At 44.4% G+C, this 25,393-nt stretch carries 17 protein-coding genes, 2 tRNA genes and 2 rRNA genes; 14 read left to right on the top strand and 7 right to left on the bottom strand.

Annotated elements, in window-relative coordinates:
• Positions 1-23: 23 nt before the first annotated feature.
• From LO777_RS01725 to LO777_RS01670, 12 genes are all read left to right on the top strand, one after another.
• Positions 24-100: transfer RNA gene (locus LO777_RS01725), tRNA-Ile, on the top strand.
• A gap of 3 nt (positions 101-103) precedes the next feature.
• Positions 104-179: transfer RNA gene (locus tag LO777_RS01720), tRNA-Ala, on the top strand.
• 240 nt (positions 180-419) lie between these two features.
• Positions 420-3,560: ribosomal RNA gene (locus LO777_RS01715) — 23S ribosomal RNA — on the top strand.
• A gap of 209 nt (positions 3,561-3,769) precedes the next feature.
• Positions 3,770-3,886 (top strand): 5S ribosomal RNA (gene rrf, locus LO777_RS01710).
• Between the two features lie 257 nt (positions 3,887-4,143).
• The gene (gene trkA, locus LO777_RS01705) at positions 4,144-5,481 is read left to right on the top strand and encodes a Trk system potassium transporter TrkA (protein ID WP_228855861.1); all 1,338 of its coding nucleotides are present in this window, start codon (positions 4,144-4,146) and stop codon (positions 5,479-5,481) included.
• Entirely contained in the window at positions 5,478-6,935 is a 1,458-nt protein-coding gene (locus LO777_RS01700; RefSeq protein WP_228855860.1) for a TrkH family potassium uptake protein, read from the top strand. Before trkA ends, LO777_RS01700 begins: the two co-directional genes overlap by 4 nt.
• A 391-nt stretch (positions 6,936-7,326) precedes the next feature.
• Positions 7,327-8,382 (top strand): sugar phosphate nucleotidyltransferase, encoded by a 1,056-nt coding sequence (locus LO777_RS01695; protein ID WP_228855859.1) that lies wholly within the window; start codon positions 7,327-7,329, stop codon positions 8,380-8,382.
• 18 nt (positions 8,383-8,400) lie between these two features.
• Positions 8,401-9,690, top strand: coding sequence for an IMP cyclohydrolase (locus tag LO777_RS01690; RefSeq protein ID WP_228855858.1), 1,290 nt, complete (start codon positions 8,401-8,403; stop codon positions 9,688-9,690).
• 176 nt (positions 9,691-9,866) lie between these two features.
• Positions 9,867-10,190 (top strand): lasso peptide biosynthesis PqqD family chaperone, encoded by a 324-nt coding sequence (locus LO777_RS01685; RefSeq protein ID WP_228855857.1) that lies wholly within the window; start codon positions 9,867-9,869, stop codon positions 10,188-10,190.
• Between the two features lie 57 nt (positions 10,191-10,247).
• Positions 10,248-12,155 carry an asparagine synthase-related protein gene (locus LO777_RS01680; RefSeq protein WP_228855856.1) on the top strand — a complete coding sequence of 636 codons (1,908 nt, stop codon included), beginning with the start codon at positions 10,248-10,250 and terminating at the stop codon, positions 12,153-12,155.
• A gap of 156 nt (positions 12,156-12,311) precedes the next feature.
• A complete protein-coding gene (locus LO777_RS01675) occupies positions 12,312-12,491 on the top strand; it encodes a lasso RiPP family leader peptide-containing protein (protein ID WP_228855855.1) in 180 nt (59 codons plus the stop codon).
• Between the two features lie 177 nt (positions 12,492-12,668).
• Entirely contained in the window at positions 12,669-13,454 is a 786-nt protein-coding gene (locus LO777_RS01670) for an HPr kinase/phosphorylase (protein WP_228855854.1), read from the top strand.
• Positions 13,455-13,466: 12 nt separating this feature from the next.
• On the opposite strand, the gene LO777_RS01665 is transcribed toward LO777_RS01670, so the two are convergent.
• The 4 genes from LO777_RS01665 to LO777_RS01650 all read right to left on the bottom strand — a co-directional run bounded on the left by LO777_RS01665 (position 13,467) and on the right by LO777_RS01650 (position 18,583).
• A complete protein-coding gene (locus tag LO777_RS01665; protein WP_228855853.1) occupies positions 13,467-14,189 on the bottom strand; it encodes a PEP-CTERM sorting domain-containing protein in 723 nt (240 codons plus the stop codon).
• Positions 14,190-14,409: 220 nt separating this feature from the next.
• Positions 14,410-15,363: a divergent polysaccharide deacetylase family protein gene (locus tag LO777_RS01660; protein ID WP_228855852.1), complete on the bottom strand. Its 954-nt coding sequence runs from the start codon at positions 15,361-15,363 to the stop codon at positions 14,410-14,412.
• Between the two features lie 148 nt (positions 15,364-15,511).
• Positions 15,512-16,507: a polyprenyl synthetase family protein gene (locus LO777_RS01655; protein ID WP_228855851.1), complete on the bottom strand. Its 996-nt coding sequence runs from the start codon at positions 16,505-16,507 to the stop codon at positions 15,512-15,514.
• A gap of 60 nt (positions 16,508-16,567) precedes the next feature.
• The gene (locus tag LO777_RS01650) at positions 16,568-18,583 is read right to left on the bottom strand and encodes an ATP-dependent DNA helicase (protein WP_228855850.1); all 2,016 of its coding nucleotides are present in this window, start codon (positions 18,581-18,583) and stop codon (positions 16,568-16,570) included.
• A gap of 276 nt (positions 18,584-18,859) precedes the next feature.
• Between LO777_RS01650 and LO777_RS01645 the strand changes: the two genes are divergently transcribed.
• Both LO777_RS01645 and LO777_RS20870 read left to right on the top strand, forming a co-directional pair.
• Positions 18,860-20,461 (top strand): response regulator, encoded by a 1,602-nt coding sequence (locus LO777_RS01645; protein WP_228855849.1) that lies wholly within the window; start codon positions 18,860-18,862, stop codon positions 20,459-20,461.
• Between the two features lie 38 nt (positions 20,462-20,499).
• Positions 20,500-20,718, top strand: a complete 219-nt coding sequence (locus tag LO777_RS20870) for an ATP-binding protein (RefSeq protein ID WP_407929094.1) — start codon at positions 20,500-20,502, stop codon at positions 20,716-20,718.
• Here the strand turns inward: LO777_RS20870 and LO777_RS01640 are convergent.
• The 3 genes from LO777_RS01640 to LO777_RS01630 form a co-directional block, all read right to left on the bottom strand.
• Positions 20,704-22,125 (bottom strand): MFS transporter, encoded by a 1,422-nt coding sequence (locus tag LO777_RS01640; protein WP_228855848.1) that lies wholly within the window; start codon positions 22,123-22,125, stop codon positions 20,704-20,706. The genes LO777_RS20870 and LO777_RS01640 overlap by 15 nt on opposite strands.
• Before the next feature lie 93 nt (positions 22,126-22,218).
• Positions 22,219-23,370, bottom strand: coding sequence for a hypothetical protein (locus LO777_RS01635; RefSeq protein WP_228855847.1), 1,152 nt, complete (start codon positions 23,368-23,370; stop codon positions 22,219-22,221).
• Between the two features lie 210 nt (positions 23,371-23,580).
• The gene (locus LO777_RS01630; protein ID WP_228855846.1) at positions 23,581-25,323 is read right to left on the bottom strand and encodes an FG-GAP repeat domain-containing protein; all 1,743 of its coding nucleotides are present in this window, start codon (positions 25,321-25,323) and stop codon (positions 23,581-23,583) included.
• Between the last annotated feature and the right edge of the window lie 70 nt (positions 25,324-25,393).

Here is a 25,393-nt window from a genome sequence, read left to right as displayed (position 1 = left end):
TGTTTGAAAGTATGCATTAAGCCGGGCCTGTAGCTCAGCTGGTTAGAGCGCACGCCTGATAAGCGTGAGGTCGGTGGTTCAAGTCCACCCAGGCCCACCATACGGGGGTGTAGCTCAGTTGGGAGAGCGCCTGCCTTGCACGCAGGAGGCCATCGGTTCGAACCCGTTCACCTCCACCATGGGACGATCTGGAGTTACGAGCTGATTTATACTTTTAATGGTATTGAAGGTATAAATCAGGACGTAAGCCTGAGAGTAAAAAGAGTGATCTTTGATAATTGAATAGTAGAGTAGTACAAAATCCTTTAAGCGCGTTTTTCATGTGATACACAGGTCAATTGATCGTCGTATTGAGAGATGGAAGGCGGAGTTTAGAGGTTACAGTAGTTGAGATCTTAAAAGTTTAATCAAGAGTTTATGGATAAGCTATTAAGGGCTAACGGCGGATGCCTTGGCATCGGAAGGCGATGAAGGACGTGGCAAGCTGCGATAAGCTTCGGGGAGTTGTTAACAGGCTTTGATCCGGAGATTTCCGAATGGGGAAACCCGACAGGAGTTATATCCTGTCATCTGTTACTGAATACATAGGTAGCAGAGGCGAACGCGGGGAATTGAAACATCTAAGTACCTGCAGGAATAGAAATCAAAAGAGATTCTGTGAGTAGCGGCGAGCGAAAGCGGAACAGCCCAAACCGGTAAATTTATTTACCGGGGTTGTAGGACCCCAATGTGGGATTGAAAATGTATAGCGGAACAGTATGGAAAGGCTGACCAGAGACGGTGATAGTCCGGTACGCGAAATGCAGTTTCACCCTAGGGAGTTCCTGAGTACCACGAGACACGTGAAACCTTGTGGGAATCTGGGAGGACCATCTTCCAAGGCTAAATACTAACCGATGACCGATAGTGAACGAGTACCGTGAGGGAAAGGTGAAAAGAACGGGGGAACCCGAGTGAAATAGAAACTGAAACCGTTAGCCTACAAGCAGTGGAAGCACTATGTATTTATACAGTGTGACCGCGTGCCTTTTGCATAATGAGTCAACGACTTACCCTGTGCAGCGAGGTTAAGCCGCGAGGTGGAGCCGCAGCGAAAGCGAGTCTTAATAGGGCGAATGAGTTGTATGGGGTAGACCCGAAGCCGGGTGATCTATCCATGGCCAGGGTGAAGTCTCGGTAACACGAGATGGAGGCCCGAACCGATATAGGTTGAAAACTGTTCGGATGAGCTGTGGATAGGAGTGAAAGGCTAATCAAACTCGGTAATAGCTGGTTTTCTCCGAAATATATTTAGGTATAGCCTCATATGATGACTGACGGAGGTAGAGCACTGACAAGACTAGGGGTCCCACCGGATTACCAACTCTTTTCAAACTCCGAATGCCGTCAAGTTCAAGTATGGGAGTCAGACTACGGGAGATAAGTTCCGTGGTCGAAAGGGAAACAGCCCAGACCGTCAGCTAAGGTCCCCAAATCTATGCTAAGTGGGAAAGGATGTGGAATTGCAGATACAACCAGGAGGTTGGCTTAGAAGCAGCAACCCTTTAAAGAAAGCGTAACAGCTCACTGGTCTAGTGATACCGCGCCGAAAATTTAACGGGGCTAAGCATAGTACCGAAGCTACGGATCGCGCCTTTGGCGCGATGGTAGGAGAACATTGTGGCCGCCTGAGAAGGTACACCGAAAGGAGTGCTGGAGGTTCCACAAGAGCTTATGTTGACACGAGTAGCGATAATGAGGGTGAGAAACCCTCACGCCGAAAGCCTCAGGTTTCCTGTAGTCAAGTTAATCTGCTCAGGGTTAGTCGGCCCCTAAGGCGAGGCCGAGAGGCGTAGTCGATGGGAAACAGGTTAATATTCCTGTACCACTTTTCTGATGTTATGGTAAGGGGTGACGGAGAAGGTAAGGCCATCCGGGCGTTGGTTGTCCCGGTTTAAGCGTGTAGACGGAGGACTCAGGCAAATCCGGGTTCTTGTTAACGTTGAGGCGTGATGACGATGTCTTTGAGACAACAAAGTGGCTGGTTCCATGCTTCCTGGAAAATCCTCGTATCTAGTCAGAGATGTGACCGTACCGTAAACCGACACAGGTAGGCAGGTAGAGAATACCAAGGCGCTTGAGAGAACTCTGGTTAAGGAACTCGGCAAAATAGCACCGTAACTTCGGGAGAAGGTGTGCCTGCATGGTGAAGTTATTTACTAATTGAGCCTGGTCAGGTTGCAGTGAAATGGGGGGAGCGACTGTTTACTAAAAACACAGGACTCTGCGAAGTCGAAAGACGAAGTATAGGGTCTGACGCCTGCCCGGTGCCGGAAGGTTAAGGGGACGTGTTACCCCGCTACTAAATTACTTAAGGTGATAAAATGTATTCTGTATACGTTTTATTTAACGAGGATACATATGTTGGTTATTCATAACTCGGACATGAACAGTTCGACTCAAGGTAGAAGGTGGAAACTGGTATACTATGAGGCTTATTTAAGCGAAAGAGCTGCACGAGACAAAGTCAGTTTGAGTAATTTAGTAGCGGGGGAAGCACTGAACCGAAGCCCCGGTAAACGGCGGCCGTAACTATAACGGTCCTAAGGTAGCGAAATTCCTTGTCGGGTAAGTTCCGACCTGCACGAATGGCGTAACGATTTCCCCACTGTCTCAACCAGAGACTCAGCGAAACTGTAGTACCGGTGAAGATGCCGGTTACCCGCAACAAGACAGAAAGACCCCGTGAACCTTTACTACAGCTTGGCATTGGTTTTTGAGGTAACATGTGTAGGATAGGTGGGAGACTTTGAAGCGGTGACGCCAGTCATCGTGGAGTCGTCCTTGAAATACCACCCTTGTTATCTTAGGAATCTAACTGCGGTCCGTAATCCGGATCCAGGACATTGTCTGGTGGGTAGTTTGACTGGGGCGGTCGCCTCCTAAAGAGTAACGGAGGCGCGCGATGGTTCCCTCAGGCTGATTGGAAACCAGCCGTAGAGTGTAAAGGCATAAGGGAGCTTGACTGCGAGACAGACATGTCGAGCAGGTACGAAAGTAGGTCTTAGTGATCCGGCGATTCCGCATGGAAGGGTCGTCGCTCAACGGATAAAAGGTACTCCGGGGATAACAGGCTTATCTCCCCCAAGAGTCCATATCGACGGGGAGGTTTGGCACCTCGATGTCGGCTCATCACATCCTGGGGCTGAAGCAGGTCCCAAGGGTTTGGCTGTTCGCCAATTAAAGTGGTACGCGAGCTGGGTTTAAAACGTCGTGAGACAGTTTGGTCCTTATCTGTTGCGGGCGCAGGATATTTGAGGAGATCTTTCCCTAGTACGAGAGGACCGGGATGGACGAACCTATGGTGTACCAGTTGTTCCGCCAGGGGCATTGCTGGGTAGCTAAGTTCGGCAGGGATAACCGCTGAAAGCATCTAAGCGGGAAGCCCACTCCAAGATAAGATATCCCATGGCTTAAGCCATCTGAAGGCTCGTGGTAGACCACCACGTAGATAGGTCGGGTGTGGAAGTGCAGTAATGCATGGAGCTTACCGATACTAATCAGCCGTGCGGCTTATCCATATTTTTTGATTATTACTCTACTGGCTGCACTACTATTCGATTATCATGTTTTTTATAGAAGATAACAGTAGGCAGGCTACAGTTGGCAGATTAACAACAGGTATCTGCTGATCAGCGCCCTGCCAACATAATATTTATGTAAACTTTGCAGGGACGGTTTGAGAGGCAAGAGTAGTCTTCTCCCCTCACTCCTTACCCCTCACCAAATTTACGGCGGTCATAGCGAAGAGGATCCACCCGTTCCCATTCCGAACACGGAAGTTAAGCTCTTCAGCGCCGATGGTACTGCATGGGAGACTGTGTGGGAGAGTAGGTCACCGCCGTATCTCTTTAAAAAAAGCCCCAATGAGCTTCGCTCATTGGGGCTTTTTTTTACCTGCGTTACGAACTTTTTAGAAATATTATTATATTACAATTAGTTAACTCTGTATTTCACCTTTCTGATCATCTAATTCCTTGTGTTTCCCAATTTAACCCGTTATAAAAGTTTTGTTTGCAAGTCGATCCGGATATATTCTTCCAGTTCCATATTTTCACTATAATATCCGGATACGAAACAGATAAATTTCATATTCACTCTTTTATGAACATACTGATATATGGCAGCACGCGAATTGGGAAAACCGTGGCCACTGAACTCTTCCGTGATCACGATATTACTCTCATGGATGAACCCCCTCATCTGCCTGATGGTTTCAACCATCTAGATATACGGTATATTTGCGGAAACGGTACTGATATTAAGGCGTTGAAAGATGCAGGTATTTCAAAAATTGATCTCTTTATTGCCTGTTCCGACCTGGATGAGGCCAATATGGTCGCCTGCTGGACCATCAAAAAGATCGTCAATGTAGAAACCATCTGTTTTATCCGCAGAGCTGATCTATTTCATAATATAAACTCCCCATCGCACACTGCCTATCACACACCATACGATATCGATACTCTGATTTGGCCTGAACAGTTATTAACACAGGATATTTTCAGGACTATCTCAGTTCCTGAGGCATACGAAGTTGAATACTTTGCCGGTGGGCGAATAAAACTTCTTGAATATAAAATCACCAATGATTCACCCATTTGCAATAAGCGAATCAGTGATTTTCCTTTTCCTGCTGAAGTTCTGGTTATTGGTATAATCAGGGATCACATTCTCTCAATTTCTGACGGAAATACTATCATTCAAGATGGCGACAAGGTTGTCTTCATGGGTAAAAGTTCTGGAGTAGACCGACTGGCTGCCCTGCTTTTTGAAACCAGTAATCCCATAAAAACCGCTACTGTAATAGGCGGTGGCAATGTTGGTTACATGCTTGCCGTTCTCCTTGAACAATCTCATATCAGGGTAAAAATCATTGAAGCCAATCCGGAACGATGTCTCTTTCTAGCAGATACCCTTGCCAGTTCTCTGGTACTGCAGGGTGATGGAACTGATCTCGAATTGCTGGAAACTGAAACAGTAGGTGATGCTGACGTCACCATCTGTGTTACCAACAATGATGAAAAAAACCTTCTCTGCGGCCTTCTTGCAAAACAGCTCGGCTCAAAACGAATCATTACCCGGGTTGGGAATATAAGAAACGCCGAACTCTTTGAACGGGTGGGAATTGATGTCGTAGTTTCTCCCCAGGATTCCGCATTAAAAGAACTGCTGAATAAACTGCAGAAACCTGACGTAAATATACTTGCACGTATTGAAAGGGGCCAGGGTGAAATCCTGCAAATCACTCTACCGGAGTCCTTTAAAGAACAGAAGCTGATGGATCTTAAACTGCCGGCAAAGGCCATTGTAGGTGTGATTGAACACGACCACAAACTGACAATTCCCAATGGCCAGTCAATAATCCGTGCCGGAAACAAGCTGAAAGTGTTTGCTATGGTCAATGACGCTGAAAGCATAAAATCATTCCTGCTCAAATGAAAGTTTCTGTAATTTCAAATGCTCTTGGCCTGGTGCTCAGCGCTTTTGGTGTTATTTTGTTTTCCCCTGTGATTGTTGCAGTATTTGAAAGTGAATATTCTGCGATCCTACCTTTTATCACTGCAGCGACCATATCCATTTCAATTGGCATGTTCCTGCGCTGGTATGGAGGATTTTCTAAAAATTTTGACACTGTAAAAAAAACCGAAGGGCTGTTCATTGTCACCCTGGCCTGGTGTCTGACTGGAATCATGGGTGGTATCCCCTATCTGTTTTTCGGCCTTTCCCCCCTGGATGCCCTTTTTGAATCAGTTTCGGGGACTACAACCACCGGAGCCACAATACTGACAGATTTTTCACTCTATCCAAAAACATTTTTTTTCTGGAGAAGCCTTACCCAGTGGTTGGGCGGCATGGGAATCATCGTTCTTTTCGTTGCGATTCTTCCCCAGTTTGCCGTAGCCGGCAGGCAAATGTTCATTGCCGAAGCTCCCGGACCCACAGAAGAAAAAGTAACTCCCAGGATTGCTCATACAGCAAAGGCACTCTGGCTTGTTTACCTGGTTCTCACTATCCTGGAAATTATTGCTCTCTCCCTGTCAGGTATGGACGTTTTCGATGCATTCTGCAATACATTTTCCACAATGGCAGCTGGAGGATTCTCCCCAAACCCCCTTTCCATTATGGGATACAACAATCCTGCTGCGACCTGGATTATCACTGCTTTCATGATTCTTGCAGGCAGCAATTTCGCCTTGCAATACAGATTTATAATACGGAGAAAGATTAGTGTTCTTTTGAAAAATGAAGAATTCCGCCTCTACTGCTCCATCATAGGTATAGCGTCACTGATTCTAGCCATAATCCTCTTTTTCAATACTCATTCATCTTTTTCCAGTTCAGTTAGAGATGGTCTTTTTCAGGTAACTTCCATAATTACAACTACTGGATTCTCTTCAGTTGATTTTGCCCTCTGGATTATTCCGGCCCAGGTCATACTCTTTACCATGATGCTCGCCGGAGGATGTGCCGGTTCCGCGGGTGGCGGTGTAAAAATCGTTCGCCTCCTGGTCTGCTTTAAATATCTGAAAAAGGAAATTGTTAAAATAATCCACCCCAATGCCGTTGTGCAGATCAAACTGGACAGAAATACAGTCAGCGAAGATGTGCAAAGACAGATCCTTGTGTTCTTTCTTTTTTATCTCTGTCTCATGACACTTTCAGCCATTCTTGTCACAATGCTTGAACATAACGGTCTCATTGGACTGGTTGGCACTGCCGCAACGATCGGTAATATAGGTCCGGGATTTGGAGAAATAGGCCCCATGGGAACATTCGGAAACCTCTCCAGCCCGACAAAAATCATTTTTATTGTCAACATGCTGGTCGGAAGATTGGAACTCATTCCTTTCCTGGCCATGCTTCATCCTGATTTCTGGCATTTCAGAAAATAGACGGCACCTGTAACACCCTGCTTAACCTGTATTTCTCGTCAGTTAGTGTCTGTCCAGAAATGAGATTTATTGTTCGAGTTCAGGTAAGCGTAGACTCCGAGGAACATAGGGAAATAAAAAGCGCAGCATATTAGGCATATGTGAGCATTTTTATTTTTCGTAGTGACTCCGAAATCGGACAAAAAGGCCATTTACGGCCAGACACCAGTTAACCCACAACTTAATGCATCATATTACCATGTATGTTATTGTCAGGTAAGAAAGTCTCTTTTCACCGGAAATACAGTACTGCTTCCTCATATATGAGCACTTAATATTTGGTAATAATACAGAAATCAGGCGAAAAGGCTACTTCCGGACAGGCAGCAACAAGACTCAACCAACGATGACCATGAACCTGCAAAAACAACCACTTTCCACCATTATTCTGGGTGCCGGAAAAGGAACCCGGATGAAATCCCAGAAAGCCAAAGTTCTCCATACCGTTTTTTTCTCTCCCATGATTGAACATGTAATCAATGCGGTTTCACCATTAAACCCGGATAAGATTATAGTAGTTGTGGGACATCAACAGGAAGATGTAAAAAAAACCCTGAAGAGTTTTCCTCTCCAGTTTGCAGAACAGACCGAACAATACGGCACAGGACACGCTGTTCTCGCAACCCGTTCCCTGCTGACAGAGGCCGAGGGGAATGTGATGATCCTCTGCGGCGATACCCCTCTTGTCGAAAATGAAACTCTCATCAGAATGTACGAAAAACATGTTTCAACCCAGGCAGTGATTACCCTGATGACAACTATGCTTGATGATCCGACGCATTACGGGAGGATTTTATCTGATGAAAATAACAGGATTGCAGGGATCGTTGAAGAAAAAGATGCGTCAGCAAAAGAGAGGGAAATAAAGGAAATTAATGCAGGAATATATTGTGTGAAAACAGATTTTATTTTTCATGCTCTTGATCAGGTTGGTATGGACAACAGCCAGGGAGAAATGTACCTCACCGATATCGTGAGTATTGCGGTAAACAACAAGAAAAAAGTGGAACGGTTCCTCACCCCCCACCCTTCGGAAATACTCGGTGTCAACTCAAGAGTTGAACTGGCACAGGCTCATAAAATACTGCAGAAAAGAAGAAATACAGAACTGATGCGGCAGGGAATTACAATGTATTCCCCAGACTCTATTTCAATTTCAAGCGATTCAAGTATCGGTCGTGACTGCATTCTTTCCGGGGAAATCGAAATTACAGATAACACTATTATAGGAAAATCGTGTACAATTGGCCGGGGAGTTATTCTCAGGAATTGCAGCATCGGAGACCAGGTAACTATTGGGCCATACAGTTGCCTTTATGGCATGACACTTCCGGCTGATACCAATGTCGCCCCACACACTGTAATCGACAAAGCCGGAGCGAATGGCTCAGCCACACAAAACCAATGAGAATCACGAGGAAGAGATATGACAGACCTGAAAAAAATGTATTCAACCATCCTTGGCGACAGTTTTCCCATGGACATGACCATCTCCTTTGGAGACCAGAAACTCGTCTATAAAAAACGAACCTGGAAAATAGCAATGGAAGATGGAACCGTGGAGGAACGTGGTGTCCGCTATGGAGAGAATCCGGATCAGGAAGCAGCTCTTTATGAACTTGTCAACGGTAACCTGACACTCGGAGACTGTCGTTTTATTTCCCCCGGCAACGGCCTTGTTTCTGCAATCGATGTCAATGACATGCTTCAAGTCGGCAAACATCCAGGAAAAATAAATCTAACCGATATAGATAATGGTCTCAACATCATAAAATATCTGGTTGACCACCCTTCCGCAGTCATTCTCAAGCACAATAATCCATGTGGTGCTGCAAAAGACAGTTCTCTTGCGAATGCTTTTCATCGGGCACTTCGCGCTGATCGTATCGCCGCCTTTGGTGGAGCTGTTGTACTAAGCCGTCCCTGTGACATTGACACGGCCAGACTTCTGGCTGAAAATTATCTGGAAGTGGTCTGCGCCCCGGATTTTGAAAATGGCACTCTTGATATTCTCGCCGGGCGGAAAAACCTGAGAATAATCAAAATCGCTGCAATAGACAGGCTGGCTGATTTTGAAAAATATCGTTTTGTCGACTTTAAAAGTCTCATTGATGGCGGGATTATTGCGCAGCAATCTGCTGTCAACTCAATCCGCTCAATTGAGGATCTCAAACCGGCAACCACGACCTGGGAAGGGAAAGAATACACCTGTGACCGCCAGCCCACCACTGAAGAAATTGATGACATGCTTTTTGGCTGGGCCGTTGAACATGGAGTCACATCCAACTCAGTTCTTTATGTAAAAAACGGCTGCACAGTCGGCATAGGAACCGGGGAACAGGACCGGGTTGGTGTTGCAGAAATTGCGGTCCACAAAGCATATATTAAATATGCCGATATCCTCTGTTTTGACAAATATAAAATCCCCTATGCCGATCTGGAACTTGCTGTTGAAAAAGGACTGAGAGACAGGGCGGAAAAGGAAGAAATTGATAGTCAGGTACAGGAAGATAGAGCCGGACTCCCTGGGTGTACAATGATTTCAGACGCTTTTTTCCCTTTCAGGGATGGAGCCGAAGTTGGCATCAGACAGGGCATTTCCGCCATCCTCCAAGCGGGAGGCTCCATGCGTGATTTTGAAACAATCGAGGCCTGTAATGAAGCGGATCCGAAAGTTGCTATGATGTACACGGGCCAGAGATCATTCAAACATTAATAAACAACAATTCCCACATCACACCTGTGTGGAAAAACGACTGTCAAGCTACTCTTTTTAAAAAAACTTTTCAGCCCATTTCGTCACAGGTGTAACCATATTCCGGACTACATTCTTTCCAGAAATGAACAGTTCCTGTCTACTGGTTTTTCATTTTTTACACAGGTTATTAGCGCATGAACTCTGACACGCTGCTTTTTGATAAGAGAAATTTACACACCCTCACCTTCAGTCGCTCCACCGAGGCTATCTCTACTGATATTGATAACGAAACTGTCATTCTTAATATCTCTGCAGGACTGTACAGTAACCTCAATCACATGGGAACGACAATCTGGAATATTTTGGAAAAATCTACCACTTTTCACCAGATCCTCGATCAGTTAGTTACCGAATACGAAGTGTCCCGTGCAGAGTGCAGCCGCGACTTAGTTACATTCCTGAAGGAACTCTATGAAAATAATCTGCTGACTGTCCAATCACCGAATGAAACAAAATAACACTTATTGTGCAGGATTGATGTAACCTGGTCAACCCGCAAGAGACAGAAAGAACTGATGAGTGGAATTGGCGGTATAGTCTATTTCGACGGGCAGAAAAGTACCCGTCATCTTTTAATCAAAATGGCTGATGCCATGAATCATCGCGGCCCCCATGGCCGTGCTTATCTCAACAGGGACAACATTGGATTTGTCTACCTCAGTCTTTTAAATACTCCCGAATCAAAAGCAGCTATCCAACCGCGAGAAAGAAAGAAAGACAACCTGACAATAGTTTTCCAGGGACGCCTTGATAACCGGGAAGAGATTTATAAAGCAACCCACCTCCCCCTACCGTTTGAGGAAAGCACTGACAGTGATCTAATCCTTTCAGCGTATCTCAGGTGGGGTACAAACTGCTGTTGCAGGCTTCTTGGTGATTTTTCCTTCGCTATATGGGACAATACGCGTCGCTCTCTCTATTGCGGCAGGGACCATATGGGTGTCATGCCTTTCTATTACTACCATGACAATAACCTCTTTGCATTTGCCTCTGAAATCAAAGGACTCCTTTGCCTTCCGCAAATTCGTACAGACATAAATAAAAACAGAATCGCCGATTACCTGACCTGTTTAATTACCGATTCCAAGTCAACATTTTATTCAAATATTTTCCGTTTACCGTCAGGCCATGATCTTACCATTTCCGGTAACAGTTCCTTTAAAATAAAAACAAAACATTATGGCAAATTCACCCCAACTGTCCATAATTACAAAACCGGGTTTGAATTTCAGGAGCATTTCAGGTTACTTTTTACAGATGCTGTCCGCTGCCGCCTTCGTGCTATAAATCCTATTGGCGCCTATCTCAGTGGAGGGCTTGACTCTTCTACCATTGTCTGTACCATCTCAGCCCTCCTGCAACAGGAACTCTCATCACCTCTTCATACCTTTTCATCTGTTTTTAACAAAACTCCCAAATGCGACGAAAGAAAATTCATTTCATCAATTATAGAACGCTATTCATTCGTTCATCACCCGGAACCCCTTGACGATAAGAGTCCCGGGCCTGTTTTTGACTCAATGGCATCCAGAGAAGACGAACCATTTTTTGCGCCATTTTTTATTTCTCCGTGGAACCTGATGAAAAAAGCACACCAGTGTAAAGTCAGGACACTTTTTGATGGTCATGATGGAGATTCTGCAATCTCGTACGGTTCAGGATTTCTTAATGAACTTCTTTACTCCGGACGATTAATCAGACTCATCAAAGAGTGCAGGGCCATTGGAAACAACAACACCGTTCAATCAACCTTGCGAACACTTCTCAGAGTTACTGCAGGTTGCTGTTTCAGTAAACTTCAATTCACAGGTTTACGCTCTCCTGCCCAAAAGACCCTTGTTGCCAACAACCATCTCCTGAACAGGTCTTTTGCAAAAGAAACATATGTAAAGGAACGACTCTTGCATGAAAGTAAACTGATTGGAGACAAGGGACTCAGCGAGCGAACCATTCAGCAAAATGCCATTACCCATCCGAGACAACAACTGGCACTTGAATTGTTTGAGAGGCAAGCTGCTTATTTTCAGATAAATCCGGTATACCCTTATTTCGATAAGAGAATAATTGAATTCTGCCTCGGGCTCCCTGCAGAACAGAAACTGTCAGCAGGATTCAACAGACGGATTGTTCGTGAATCATTCAAGGATATCCTCCCTGGGTCTATTCGTTTGAGAAAGGAGAAAACATACTTCAATGCCAGCCTGAACAAAGGATTTCTCAAGACTGACCGGAAGTGGTTTTACTTCAATCTTGACACAATGAATGAAGCTATATATGATTATATTAACTTACAAAAATTTCAAAATATTTGCGAAAAACTGAAAAGCAACCCGGAGAATGCCGCACTGGATGAGCTTTGTTTCATACTTCGCTGCCTGTCCTTTTCGAAATGGCTTTCTCTTGAGGGTGGATTGAAAAATTAAAATTTTCGTTCGAGGTCAAGAAGCAGGAAAAATCAAAAGAGCAGCATATCAGTCAGATGTGAGCATTTTTCATTTTCCTGTGACGCAGAGATCGGATGAAAAGGTAATTTTTCAAGCTGGCATTTATTTCTGAACCACGATCACAAGGAGTTTAACATGTCTGATCAACGATACGACATCTCAGCAACACCTGCTCAAACCTCTGGAGCAAAGAAAAAATATACCCCACCAAAACTCACTGTTTTGGGAAAAGTTGATGAATTGACCTTGGGCAATGAAACCAGTAACCAATGTGACGCCCCTATTCCCGGCAGAGGTGATCTGTCCTGTTCATAAACACTGCCCTGGAACAGCAAGGTATTGTACTTTTACACCGTTTATGGTTATACACTTCGCTCAGATTTTCTACTGCCCGGTTTTCCGGAATCACGGAGTCTGCAAAGTCAGTTAATCATTGAGAAGCAACCCGGGTTCAGTCCTGAAACATTTCCGGATAAATCTCTAACATTAACGTTGAGGGGGGATAACTTTCTCAATATTACCTGGCATGGCGTGGCATCGTATACTGTTTATGACGGCAGTCAAGTCAGCGTTATCAGAGAACAAAACAGCCATCCTGCACTGGTTCTCCAACCATTCTATTCCATCGTTCCTGCTTCTATTCTCAACCAGAACAAACTGTTTGTGCTACACGGCAACTGTGTTGAAGTAAACGGTTCAACTATTGCTCTCATTGGCGCGAAAGGCCAGGGCAAGTCAACACTTACGGCCGCACTTTTGGCAAAAGGCCATAGACTTGTTGCAGATGATGTCACGGCCATAGACACCGAAAGCCTGCGCCCCCAGGTATTGCCCGGGATACCAAATCTCAAGGTTTGGGCCGATACCGCAAAAGCCACAGGGATTAATCTCTCAAAATTAAAAAAAATAAACCCCTATATCGAAAAATATAACTATGTTCTGCCAAACCATTTCTGCAACAGAAAACTCCCCCTGGAAACAATTATTTTCCTGCAAGAAGGAAAAGAAGTGAAAATCGAAAAAACACAAGCATCGCAGGGAATGCTGTATCTCATTGGGAATCATTATCTTTCCCGTTATCCCCAAGTGTTCACGGCAAAAGAACACAAACGTATTTTTGAACAGAGCGCCTTTCTTTCCAGGACGACCCGCTTGTTAACATTAAATTACCCAAAAAATCTTAAAGTACTTAATACAGTCACCTCGTTGATAGAAGCTTTACAGGCCAGTAAAAAAAAAGGAGTGTCAATAAATGACACTCCTTTTTTAAAAGCTTGACAGCTTTGCAAGTTATTTTTTCCTCGTCATCCGGCCACCAGCCAGCAACATTAACCCCGCTCCAAAAAGAATTATTGTTCCGGGTTCCGGAACCGGATCCCTGAGATTATCAGTATCTGCATAAAATGCCAGAACATCATTGGCCCCAAATACACCCTGCCCGAAATCAATGGTCAACGTCTGATACAGGTCTTCATACCAAGTACTATTGAGATGGACTTCTCCGGAATACGTGACATAAACGTCTCCATCATAGGCGGTATCCACTTCCCACGATCTTCCAAAAGTATCGAGATCAACCGCATGGCCAAGTTCAGAACCAGGTGTTCCATTGTTACTCAGATCATAAACCGCATCAAACACTGTGTTACCTGCGATTGCGTCTATGGAAAACCCCGTCACTTCGTTTCTTCCATCAACATCAAATAACCATTGGGTTTGGTAAAAGGTGTTTGCAGTAAAATCAGTCAACCCCAAACTCCAGCCAGTACCAACAGCACCTGTACCACTTCCACCAGCATTCCAGACAACGGTTTCAGTATCGCCACTCAGAAAATTTACCGTCACCAACATCCCGGTCATTGAATTTCCATTTGTCTGCCAAGTTGATACAGTATCCGTATCATATATAACTCCAGTCTGAGAGGGGTTTTGATGGAGTGTTGCAGAATCCGCCGCTGTTACAACAAACAGAGAAAATCCCGCCAATAGTGAAACGAATAATTCTTTTTTCATCTTCATTTTATCCTCATCGCATGTTATGTGCATTTAAAGAACAATTTTTTCAAAAAACATTGCAACTATTATGCCACTTTTGAATAATGGATATTTCAAACAAAACCGACAAACAACTCAGTTTGTCAAAGTATAACATTTTTTCACCTGCAATCAACTAGATAATTTATATTATCCTGTTCCCACTGAGAAAAGAAACACCTTCCAGTATATAAATATATTATTTTTTATTACTATTTAAAACATTCACAATATCAGTCACATTTACGAATTCCACCCGACCCTGGTACACAGGCATACACTCTTTCAACGCATTGTACGTTTCAAAATGGGGATGCCCAATACCAATAGCCACGCCATAGGATTCAGCAACTGAAACAAGTTTTTCCAACTGATTACAAATGTCCGTTTTCAAACGACTATTATCAAGAAACACATTTCTACGTGCAGTCCGTATTTTCAGTTTCAGAGCTGTTTCCCAGCCCTTACTTTCCGCAGACGTAAAACTGTCCACAAAAAACATGCCGTTTTTCTTTACTAATTTCAACACCTCCGTCATGGCTGGAACATCCGAGGTAAAACGTGAGCCCATGTGATTATTTACCCCGACAGCATGGGGAACCAGGGCCAGATCCTGTTCAAATTTTCTTTTCTGCAGTTCTGCTGAATCTGACAGAAAAAGAGCACCCGGGCCTGGATCCCACTCTTTGCCTCTGGCCTCCAAAGGCAAGTGCAACAAAACCGTTTTTCCGGAATAAAAAGCTTTTTTTTCCTGTTTTTCGGTATATGGTGCAAAAGGTAAAAAAGAATATGTTAATTCAATGGGGAAATTCAGGAAATTCTCACCAACTTTTTTATGGTATCCCAGATCATCGATAATAATAGCAACCTGTGGTAAATGCCTTTCAGAGTCTCCCCTGTGCGGTTTAGAAAAAACAGCAGTCACCTCGTGGGAGGGAGGATCAGGCTCCTCAAAAACAATTTCATTATTTCCAGGTGATTGTAATTCCCGGGCAAAAACAGTTCTGAAGAAGATTACATAACCTGCCGTACAGAGTGAAAAGAGAACAATCGCTGTAAAAAACAGAACCAGAAGCAGTTTTCGAAAAAGAACTCCTTTGGGGCCGCTTTTCTTCTTTTTTTTCAATTTTCTTTTTTTTACCTGACGAGTCATTCCAAAAATACCAGACTTCTTCTGCAAAGATCAGCTCTTTTGACCAACCTGCCACCCATCTCATTAAAATGAACCCGGATCAATAACCGACTTGTAATTTTTTATGTAATATACTGAAAAGACAATTAAATCACTAATACATATTCTTTTATCTTTCCCTTGTAAGAACAAAAAATGCAAGTTCTTCCAGCAATCGTTTTTCACGTGCGAATGAAGAATCATGAAATATTGAGAGTGCCCCACAGGCAGTATCAACAGCCTCTCCTGCTTTTAACCGGGCCAATTCAAAACCGTTATATTTGTCAATCAATGAACAGACCTCTACAACACGGTCCTTTCTTTCTTTCTTATCTGAGAGAAGAGAGAGCAGATGTGATCTGTCGTCTTTCCCCGCCCTTTTCATGGCAATTATCAACGGCAAAGTCATTTTCCCTTCTATAAAATCATTTCCAACACCTTTCCCTGTCTTTTTTGAGTCACCCTGGTAATCAAGCAGATCATCGACGATCTGAAAGGCACAGCCCAGATTCTCTCCGTAACATCTCAACGCGCTGACCTGTCTGTCATTTCCTCCTCCATACATGGCTCCAATTTCACAGGCTGCAGAGATCAGCAATCCGGTTTTTCCCTTGATCGCATCATAATAGTCAAGCTCTGAAAGGGTGTAATTTCTACTGTTTCTCAACTGCACAAATTCTCCATCCACCATCCCGGTTGTGGCCTCACAGAATACTTTCAGGCCACCATCCCCCGAAAGACGACCAACCGTGGACATGGCATAGGCATGCAGAAAATCTCCAGCAAGAATTGCAGCTGAAACACCAAATCGGCGACAGACAGTTGGACATCCCCGACGGGTATCAGAATCATCTATAATATCATCGTGAAAGAGAGTTGCAGCATGCAGATACTCAAAAGCACATGCAAGGCTGTAGACCAGATCTCCATTTCCACCGCATAATTTCGAGCACATGACCACAAGAAAAGGTCTTATGCGTTTACCACCATTGAAAAGCCCGTACTCGAGAACTTCGGCCAGAAACCCATCAATGGTCGGTTGCAGCTCAGCCAGATCAGCCTTCATCCGATTTTCAATATGTTCGGATTCCTTTTTTATCGCGAGAAGTACTTGTTCTTTTTTCATTTCACCTGAATCCGTGACGATTTTTTTTATTAGTAATATACTGAAAACAGGATAAAATATTTAATCAAATAGTTTAAAAAAATCGGAGAGCTCCTGCACGGTCCTGACAACAGGTGCAGGGGGCATGCTCCGCAGGAACAATCCCCCGTAACCTTTTTTATAAAGCCTCACATCCATCACGGCAATAACACCCCTGTCAGTGGAAGAACGCATTAATCGCCCCATTCCCTGCCTGAGGGCCAGGATTGCCCGAGGCACCTGAAACTCAAAAAACGGCTTTCCCTGTTTTTCCAGAATATGCTGAATTCTGGCCTCTATTACCGGATCAGTCGGCACTTCGAAAGGCAACTTGTCTATTATAACACAACTTAGAGATTCACCAACCACATCCACACCTTCCCAGAAACTTGCAACAGCGAGCAGGACAGAGTGTGTCTCCTCACGAAAACGGGTAAGGAGACTCTGCCTGGAGGCAGTTCCCTGAACAAGCACGGGATAATCAAAACGATCTTCGAGAAAAGATGCCACTCTCTCCATTCCCTTAAAGCTTGTGAAAAGAACCAGTCCTCTTCCTTCGCTTATTCGGAGTATATCGAGAATTTGACCACACAGCACATCCCCATAATCAGGGGCAGACGGTTCTGGAAAAGAATTATCGGGAACATAAAGTAACGCCCTTTTTTCATAGTCAAACGGTGAATGAAATTGCAGGCATTCCACTTCATCGCCCAACCCCAACCGGGCGCGAAGATATGAAAAATTACCTCCCGAAGAAAGCGTTGCTGACGTCAGAATACAGGACGATACCAGCGGATAAAGATATTCATTCAGTTCCTTTGCCACCTCGACCGGGGTTGCAGACAGAACAACGGAACGATCCCTTCTCTCATACCAGTGAACATAATCATTTTCAAGAAAATGAAGCCCTACGTCCCGCACATTCTTTACAAGTTCCCTGCCACGCCGTTCCAGAGACCTCCAGTATTCCCCATGTTCACCATACCTGCTGATGCTGTCACTCAACCCCTCCAATCCCCTGATTAACAGATCAACTTCGTCTCGCCACACCTTCTCAGTGAGGTCAGTTATAAGGTCTTTTAAATAAAACCGGCCGGATTTGACTGGAAAAAGAGATGCAAAAACCCTGACCCGTTCTTTCATTCCTGTTATCATCTGGTCAACTTCAGCGCAGGCTTGTGGTGAAAGGTCATCTTTCGCCATCTTCTCAATATCAGCCAGCAGAGCAAAAACCTGATATTGACTGAAACTCCTGCCAAAAAAGGTTGTCGCCACATTTTCAATGTGATGGGCTTCATCAAAAATTACAGCTTCATACCGTGGAAGAACCTCACCATATCCTCCTTTTCTCAGGGCCAGATCGGAAAAAAACAGGTGATGATTAACAATGAGAAGATCAACAGAGCCGGCTTTTTTTCGCAGGCCGGAAATAAAACAATGCGCAAATTCCGGACAACCTCCCCCCAGGCACTGGTCGGAATGAGTGGAAATTTTCCTCCAGAAGTTTGAATCTTCACCAAGCCAGTCAAGCTCAGCCCTGTCTCCGGACACGGTAGCGCCAAGCCATTCATCAATCCTGTCAATATGGGGATTATCCACAAGAGAAAGCTGCGGATTGCTTCGGTATTGATACCAGCGGTACAGACAGAGATAATTTGACCGGCCCTTAATACAGAGTGCTGAAATCTCACGTCCTGCGATTTTTTCCACAAGGGGAATTTCTTTTTCCAATATCTGGTCCTGGAGATTCAGAGTAGCTGTTGATATCACAATCCTTCTACCAGACAGAATCGCGGGTATCAGGTAGGCAAGTGTTTTTCCAATTCCAGTTTCCGCCTCCACAACCAGAATATTATTCCCGGGTTCTTCACTCTCCTGTACCATACCCTCGAGACAACATTGTACAGCCTTTGCCATCTCAAGCTGTCCCCGGCGCGGTTCGTATCCGGGCACATGGGCTGCCAGTAAACCATCATTTTCAAAAATTGCATCCAACGTTTCGGTCAATCCCGGTTTCAAAAGATCTCTCCCCGCCTTTTGTTCATCTGAAAATTCCATAGCGAAAGGTTTTTTGCCACAGTCGGATTTTCATCAGTATTTTGCACCCGGAAGACATAAATGACCGAGCCAACTGATCCGACCAAGCCGGTCTATCATTGATAGGTGCCTCATTGGTGCTGAGTACATATTCTGATATCTTTTGCACTATTATACTCTTTTATGCTACAAATGAATCATGAACCATACATGTTCCCGGGAATAAATCAACTCCCTGAATTCATGACAACTTGAATACTCATGAATTCTGGATTATTTCAGATTCAACCTCATCAAATGAACAATCAACACGGCTCACCCGACACTATCTCAATATCCGACCCGATAAACCATCTGGTCACAGGGGAGGAATCTATAGCAGTAATCGACGATTCTCCGGAAATTGTGGTTCTCCTTACTCATTACCTTAAAAAGCAGCGTTTCAAGGTATGCTCTGCCGGAAGCAGCAGCGGCCTGTATAAGCTGCTGGCTGAGAAAAAAATAGCTCTTGTCCTGCTTGATATCGGCCTTCCAGATAAGAATGGTGACGAAGTCCTTCCAGACCTCATCGAATCTCACCCGGATCTCAGTATCATCATGGTTACCGGAACAACTGATCTTGACACCGCTCTTGCCTGCCTGCGCCATGGCGCCGATGATTATCTCACCAAACCCGTTAACCCTGAACTTTTTCTACATACTGTCAATGTCACCCTGAAGAAAAGAAGACTTGCCATCAATAACCGCCTGTACCAGGAACAGCTGCAGAAGGCAAACTCCCGCATGCAGTTCCTCCATCAGCTCAACCTGAAAATGAATTCCGCCTACCTCAATACAGGAGAACTGGATGGTATACTCCAGGCAATACTTGTAGGTATTACTTCCGATGATGGCCTGAAATTCAACAGGGCGTTTATGGCCCTGTTCAATGAAGACTGCAGCTATCTTGAAGGAAGACTAGCCATTGGCCCTTCCTCCAGGGAAGAGGCTGGAAAGGTATGGCAGGCCATTGAGGCCGACGGACTTCAACTTGATGATATACTGGAAATTATCCAAAATAAAAAAATAAAAGAAGACCTGACAGTAAATAACATTGTAAAAACTCTCAGAATTCAAGCTGACAACCACGATCACATCCTGATAGCATCATGCAGAAATAAAAAATCAATCAAGGTAATAGATGGTATGGCTGGAGACGATACTGTGCCACAGTCCCTGCTCAAGGTCCTTGGGGAGGACTCCTTTGCCATTGTACCACTCTATTCGCCCTCACAATCTCTTGGTGTCATTATTGTTGATAATTTCGTTACCCGCACCCCCATTACTGATCAGGACATGTCCGATCTTGAGATTTTCGCCAGCCAGGCAAGCCTCGCTATTGAGCACAGCCATCTCCACGAAGGTATGGTCAGGAAAATTGCAGAACTGGAACAGGTGACAGAAGAACTTGAAAAAAATAAAGATCTGCTGGTTGAAGCGGAACGCTCTTCCGCAATAGGAATGATGGCCGCCCAACTCGTCCATGCAATACGCAACCCATTGACCTCAATTGGAGCCACCTCCCGATTACTTGCAAAGAAAACCTCAGACTCCTACATTGTCAGATTTCTCAATATCATCACCAAAGAAACAGCAAAAATTGAATCTACTCTCGAAGACCTGTTTAGCATAGTAGAAAGCAGAGAATACACTCTTCAAAAAACTTCTCTTTTTCCACTTATCAGAAAAAGTGTTATGGCCTTTTATGCCACCATGAAACGGAACAGTATTACCTATGCATTGAATCTTGACGGAAAAGGTCCGACTCTTTTTTTAAATGAAAGAAGAATACGCCAGGCTTTTCTCCACCTGATCAGAAACAGCATTGAGGCAATGGCCGGGGCGGCATACTCGAAATAGAAGTCCAGGAGGAAGAAAAAACAGTAGTCATAAAAATATTGGATAGCGGTACAGGCATTTCTACGGACACGGTCAATCATGTAAAAGACCCGTTTTTTACGACGAAGGCATTCGGAAATGGCATGGGCCTGACGCTTGTAGATCGGATCATTCAGGAACATGGTGGCGATTTTATTATAAGGGATGCTAAGACTGGAGGTACTGAGGTAATGATAACACTGCCAAAATCATTTGGGGATCATTCAATTTCTTCTTGAAAAAGATAACACCGCACTGGCAGAAACCAGAAATGCGGCAACCAGGAACGTTGCCTTCAGTGACAGAAGAAAATCAACCTCGTTCTTCGCACTATATTTTTCAAGTCTCGTCCCATCCCCGTAATAATTCATAAAAAAGGTGAACAGAACCGTTGCCAGAGTCGTGCCGAAAACCATACCAAAATTCCTGGCCGTAGCAAGAATTCCAGAAGCAATACCACTGAAACGATCACTCACAAGGGAGAGAACTGACGCACTGTTTGGAGAAAGAAACAGTGACTGTCCGGCACCCAGCAAGGCAAGATTTACAGCAATAGAGACCAAGCCTGTCCCGGAGGAGAGATAAGCCATGCGAAACAGGGTAACGGCACAGAGAAAAAGTCCTGCTGTTGTCAAATAACGACCACCAATTCTGTCATAAAGGTAACCGGAAAGAGGCGACACAACTGTCAAAGTAGCCGGTAATGCCATAATCACGATGCCGATTTTGTCTGACTTAAGCAAAAGAACGAATTTAAGATAATACGGGAGAAGAACGAGGACAACAAAAAGAGCTGCAAAGGAGGCTGCAGCTGTAAACAGTGCAACAAAAATTGAATACTCCCGAATAAGCTCCATCGGGATAATTGGATTTATTGCGTTTTTTTCAACCCTGACAAATCTGACTGAGAGTACAACAAAAAGCAGACCACCACCAGAACCTGCAAGAATCGGGAAATATTGCAACGCGTTCAGAGTAACAACCAGAGTAATGACCAGAAAAAACCAATAAGAGCTGCCCTTCCAGTCAAAATCTCCGTACGTGTTCTGTCGGGGAGTATGTATACTTTTCCAGAGAAAAAACCGTCCGAACAAATACAGGATTACAGCAACCGGAACAGTTACAAAGAAAATAGACTGCCATGAATAGCGTACCAGAAGCAAACCGCTGACAAGTGGTCCAAGCATCAAGCCACATGCCGTGGCTATACCTATCAGGCCCAGGCTCTGGCCGATATTTTCTGCCGGGAATACTGCCTTGATCAGAGCGGGACCGGAAGACATCATCATCGCACCACCCAGGGCCTGTATAAATCTTCCGAACAACAGAAAACCAAAGCTGGAGGAAAAACCACATCCTGCCGCACCACAACAGAACGTCACAAGACCCGCCAGATATACCCTCCCTTTACCAAATCGGTCTGAAACAGTCCCCCAGAAAACCAGGGTTGCGGTAATGGTCAGGAGATAAATAATAACTACCAGATTGGTCTGTCCCAGGTTTACTGAAAAACTCGCCATTATAGTGGGCAATGCGATATTCACCATGCCACTGTCCATTGTTGAGAGAAAAACTCCTCCCATTATCAACAACAGAATCAACCAGCGCATGCTGTTTGAATGGCCCGGTACAATCTGGTTTTCCATATTTCTTCTATACTGTAGACAAACAAAAAAGGCCTGGTGATTAACACCAGGCCTTCATACAGTTACATCAAGTTGATGTCTGATTCTGTCAAATTAGAATTTGAGAGAAAGACGGGCACCAACTTCAACCGGATCATCATCGCCAGTTGCGTCACCTGCGAACAGGTAAGCACCAACGAGGTCAAGATTCAGGTTATCCATCAGAGCATAGGTGACTTTCAAGTCAACTTCTGTACCGAGATCAGTCTCACCATTTGCATCATCTTCAGCAAGAGCAGCATACCATACATCAGCATTCAGGGTCAGTTTATCCATTGGCTTGATTTTTACACCAACGTTAGCTGCCATGATATTGCTTATTGCAGCAGGAGCTCCATTGGAAAGAGCATTGTCAAAAGTACCCCAGCCCATGATCTCAGCCCAGTAGTAAATTGCACCAGGAACACCTACAAAGGCATCATTGTCACCATCAGCCGCATTATCGTCACCAGTTGCATAAAAAACCTGACCGTGAACAACACTTACACTGGCACCGGCTGCAACGAGAAAACCTTTATTGTCCAGATCATTTTTGGTTCCACCTTCATAAATGAAAGAACCCCAGGCAGAAACGGCATCCATGTTCAGATCAACATCGGCACCAAGGTACCAGTTATCGGTCTCTTCATTAGCGACTTTCTGATAAACAAAGTATGGGGTGACTTTAAGAGCATCACCAGCCTTGAAAGAAGGCGTTACTGCAAAGATGTCATTGTCGCGACCACTGCTATTGGTATACTCACCTTCCGCACGAATCCAGAGAAAAGGTACAGTTACATTACCAAACTTACCGGTCAGTTTCAGACCGGAATGGTCATCATCAAAGATAAAACCACGTGCAATTGTAGAACCGAAAATACCAATTTTTGTATTTACAGGACCAAGATTAAAGTCAGCGTAGGAGTGCTTGATTCTCCAGATTCCTGTTCCGTCAGATCCGATATCACCACCAGTGTTATCACCCCAGTTGGTGTTAAACTCAAACTTGTTGACAAATTTGAAATCGTCGTTGAATTTAGCGGTGTAATAAAGACGGGTACGATTGTCTACACGCCAGTAAGAAGTACGGGTGCTGTTGAAATCACTCTGGCTGAAAACACGGGTACGCCAGTAACCGCCGAACTTACTCTCTACTGCGGAAGCTGTAGTTACAGCAACAGTACTGACCAACGCGAGACCAACTGCTGAAGCAATTATCTTCTTCATTTTTTTATCTCTCCTGATTTCATTTTTACGCTTCCGACAATGGAAGCCCGGGTATCCCCTTCTCCTACTCCGGCCATCGGAACTTCCGACGCCCGGTTTCTTCCAAATACAAAGAAAAAGTAAGAAAATTACATTATTTGTGTAGATTATACCTCACCATTTTCTTTGTCAAGTTTTTTTTACCGGTAAGTATAATTTTTTATACCCGGGTTATTTCTTGTCAATCATTTGTTTTTTAATGGAAAATCCCAATTCATATACACTCAGTTTTGACCGGACACCACCGGGAATCAGAGCCTCAAAGGTTCCGGCTCTTGGTATCTGCCCGATAAAAAGCGTGGCAACTCCATGCCCTTTCTGCTGGTTGTTTTTCAGTTTAAAAGCAAAATCTGAAATAAAACCCGTATGCTTTCCCGTCCTCCAGGTTTCACTCAAGGCTTTACCATTCCATGTTAATCCGACGATTGAGCCACCATCATACATCCTCCAGTTCTTGAAAAACGGAAATGATGAGACAATATTGTTAACAACTACCAGGTCCTGCCTTCCTCGTTTTACAACATCCACCGCCACGATTTTGCCCGGGACAAAAATCAACTGCCTGCCGGTATCCTCATGCTCGGAAAAATTAGTTCTCCTGTTGTGTTCATTTGCACCTCCAATGCTCGGCCCGATATATGTTTTATTGCCACCATAATTTTCCGTGCTGACCCACAACAACCCGCCAGTTTGATCGTACACACGTAATTTCTCATTCTGATCAATAACAGCTGTTTCAAAAACACCATCACCATCAATATCCGCATAGGTGAAATCAAACAGGTTCACATGCTCCGGAAGAATAAGTTCTCTCCCTTTTTGGAAGGTTTTATCTGACGTGGAAAGTAATCGGAAAACACCTTTTTCAACCAGCTCTGTACGATCCATTCCCCGGCGCTGTCCCGCCAGAATCCATCCTTGTTCAGGATGTTTCACTGGTCGAATATACCAGGGGATATTATTATAAACAGTTATAAATCCGTCTTTTTCCGTCCATCGAACAATTCGTGATGAAACATTTAATCCACGGGTGGCACTGAGATAAATTTCCTGCACCCCATCATTATCCAAATCAGCAATATTCATGGCATGCACACGGAGAAACGGTGGAAGATCAGTGCTCCCTGTTTCCACTATTTTCCTGCCAAGTAAGCGAAAAACCTTCAATTTCCTTTCGCTTAAAATAAAAATACGGGCAGGGTCAATTCCGCTTCCGTCAGCTACGGCCATGGCTATTATTTCAGAGGAGAATTCTTTCGTCCATCTGATACCTTTTGTCGCGACCTTAATTGCGCGATCTCCCACCCCTATCACTGTTCCGGAATATAATCCCCTTTTATAGGCAATCTCCGGATGTGCGGTAATAAATGCCCCGGCACCTTTTTTGGCTATTTTTCCTTCCTCCTCACGTTCAAAATTCTCAAGGGACGGCTCATTTCCAAGAATTCTCAATGCAATCTCTTCCACCAGACGGTTTATTCCTGCAAACAAAACCGAGTCGCTTTCAGAGACCACTGAAAACCGTTCTACTCCTTTTGTTAAACCTGAGTCGAGAGGATAAAATATAACTTGTATATTCAACCCCCTGGAAAGAGAAAAGAGTGACCCGACAACCAGGTAATCAGCCTGTAGATCAGAACTGACACTTCCTATACTTCCTCCAGATCTTTCAAGTTTTTTTATCTCCGCACTGCTCACCTGCTTATCAAGTACTTCAAAACCGTCCTTTGCTGCAAGCCTGCTCAAGAGCATGGCCTGAATACCATCCTGCAGATATTTAAATTTTCCGGCCGACTCAACATCGAATCCGGAAAAAATTATTTTTTTTGCAGCACTCTCATTTTTTGCATACAGTGGACCTGACAGGCATAAACAGGCAACCAGTATAATAACCGGAACAGTTATGTATCTCATACAATCTCCTTAACCCCGACAACCGGGAAATCAATAAAAAGCCTGAATCCGTGAGTGTTCACCTGATGTA

It is taken from the genome of Desulfomarina profundi (assembly GCF_019703855.1).
GTDB classification, from domain to species: domain Bacteria; phylum Desulfobacterota; class Desulfobulbia; order Desulfobulbales; family Desulfocapsaceae; genus Desulfomarina; species Desulfomarina profundi.
The sequence above is the reverse complement of the archived record's forward strand: the minus strand, read 5'-3'. Positions and strand labels throughout refer to the sequence as shown.

What these genes read in the sequence shown, in the direction of transcription:
- trkA (WP_228855861.1), top strand. Translation starts at nt 4,144, where the DNA reads ATGAACATACTGATATATGGCAGCACGCGAATTGGGAAAACCGTGGCC.
- LO777_RS01700 (WP_228855860.1), top strand. Translation starts at nt 5,478, where the DNA reads ATGAAAGTTTCTGTAATTTCAAATGCTCTTGGCCTGGTGCTCAGCGCT.
- LO777_RS01695 (WP_228855859.1), top strand. Translation starts at nt 7,327, where the DNA reads ATGAACCTGCAAAAACAACCACTTTCCACCATTATTCTGGGTGCCGGA.
- LO777_RS01690 (WP_228855858.1), top strand. Translation starts at nt 8,401, where the DNA reads ATGACAGACCTGAAAAAAATGTATTCAACCATCCTTGGCGACAGTTTT.
- LO777_RS01685 (WP_228855857.1), top strand. Translation starts at nt 9,867, where the DNA reads ATGAACTCTGACACGCTGCTTTTTGATAAGAGAAATTTACACACCCTC.
- LO777_RS01680 (WP_228855856.1), top strand. Translation starts at nt 10,248, where the DNA reads ATGAGTGGAATTGGCGGTATAGTCTATTTCGACGGGCAGAAAAGTACC.
- LO777_RS01675 (WP_228855855.1), top strand. Translation starts at nt 12,312, where the DNA reads ATGTCTGATCAACGATACGACATCTCAGCAACACCTGCTCAAACCTCT.
- LO777_RS01665 (WP_228855853.1), bottom strand. Translation starts at nt 14,189, where the DNA reads ATGAAAAAAGAATTATTCGTTTCACTATTGGCGGGATTTTCTCTGTTT.
- LO777_RS01660 (WP_228855852.1), bottom strand. Translation starts at nt 15,363, where the DNA reads ATGACTCGTCAGGTAAAAAAAAGAAAATTGAAAAAAAAGAAGAAAAGC.
- LO777_RS01655 (WP_228855851.1), bottom strand. Translation starts at nt 16,507, where the DNA reads ATGAAAAAAGAACAAGTACTTCTCGCGATAAAAAAGGAATCCGAACAT.
- LO777_RS01650 (WP_228855850.1), bottom strand. Translation starts at nt 18,583, where the DNA reads ATGGAATTTTCAGATGAACAAAAGGCGGGGAGAGATCTTTTGAAACCG.
- LO777_RS01645 (WP_228855849.1), top strand. Translation starts at nt 18,860, where the DNA reads ATGAACAATCAACACGGCTCACCCGACACTATCTCAATATCCGACCCG.
- LO777_RS01640 (WP_228855848.1), bottom strand. Translation starts at nt 22,125, where the DNA reads ATGGAAAACCAGATTGTACCGGGCCATTCAAACAGCATGCGCTGGTTG.
- LO777_RS01635 (WP_228855847.1), bottom strand. Translation starts at nt 23,370, where the DNA reads ATGAAGAAGATAATTGCTTCAGCAGTTGGTCTCGCGTTGGTCAGTACT.
- LO777_RS01630 (WP_228855846.1), bottom strand. Translation starts at nt 25,323, where the DNA reads ATGAGATACATAACTGTTCCGGTTATTATACTGGTTGCCTGTTTATGC.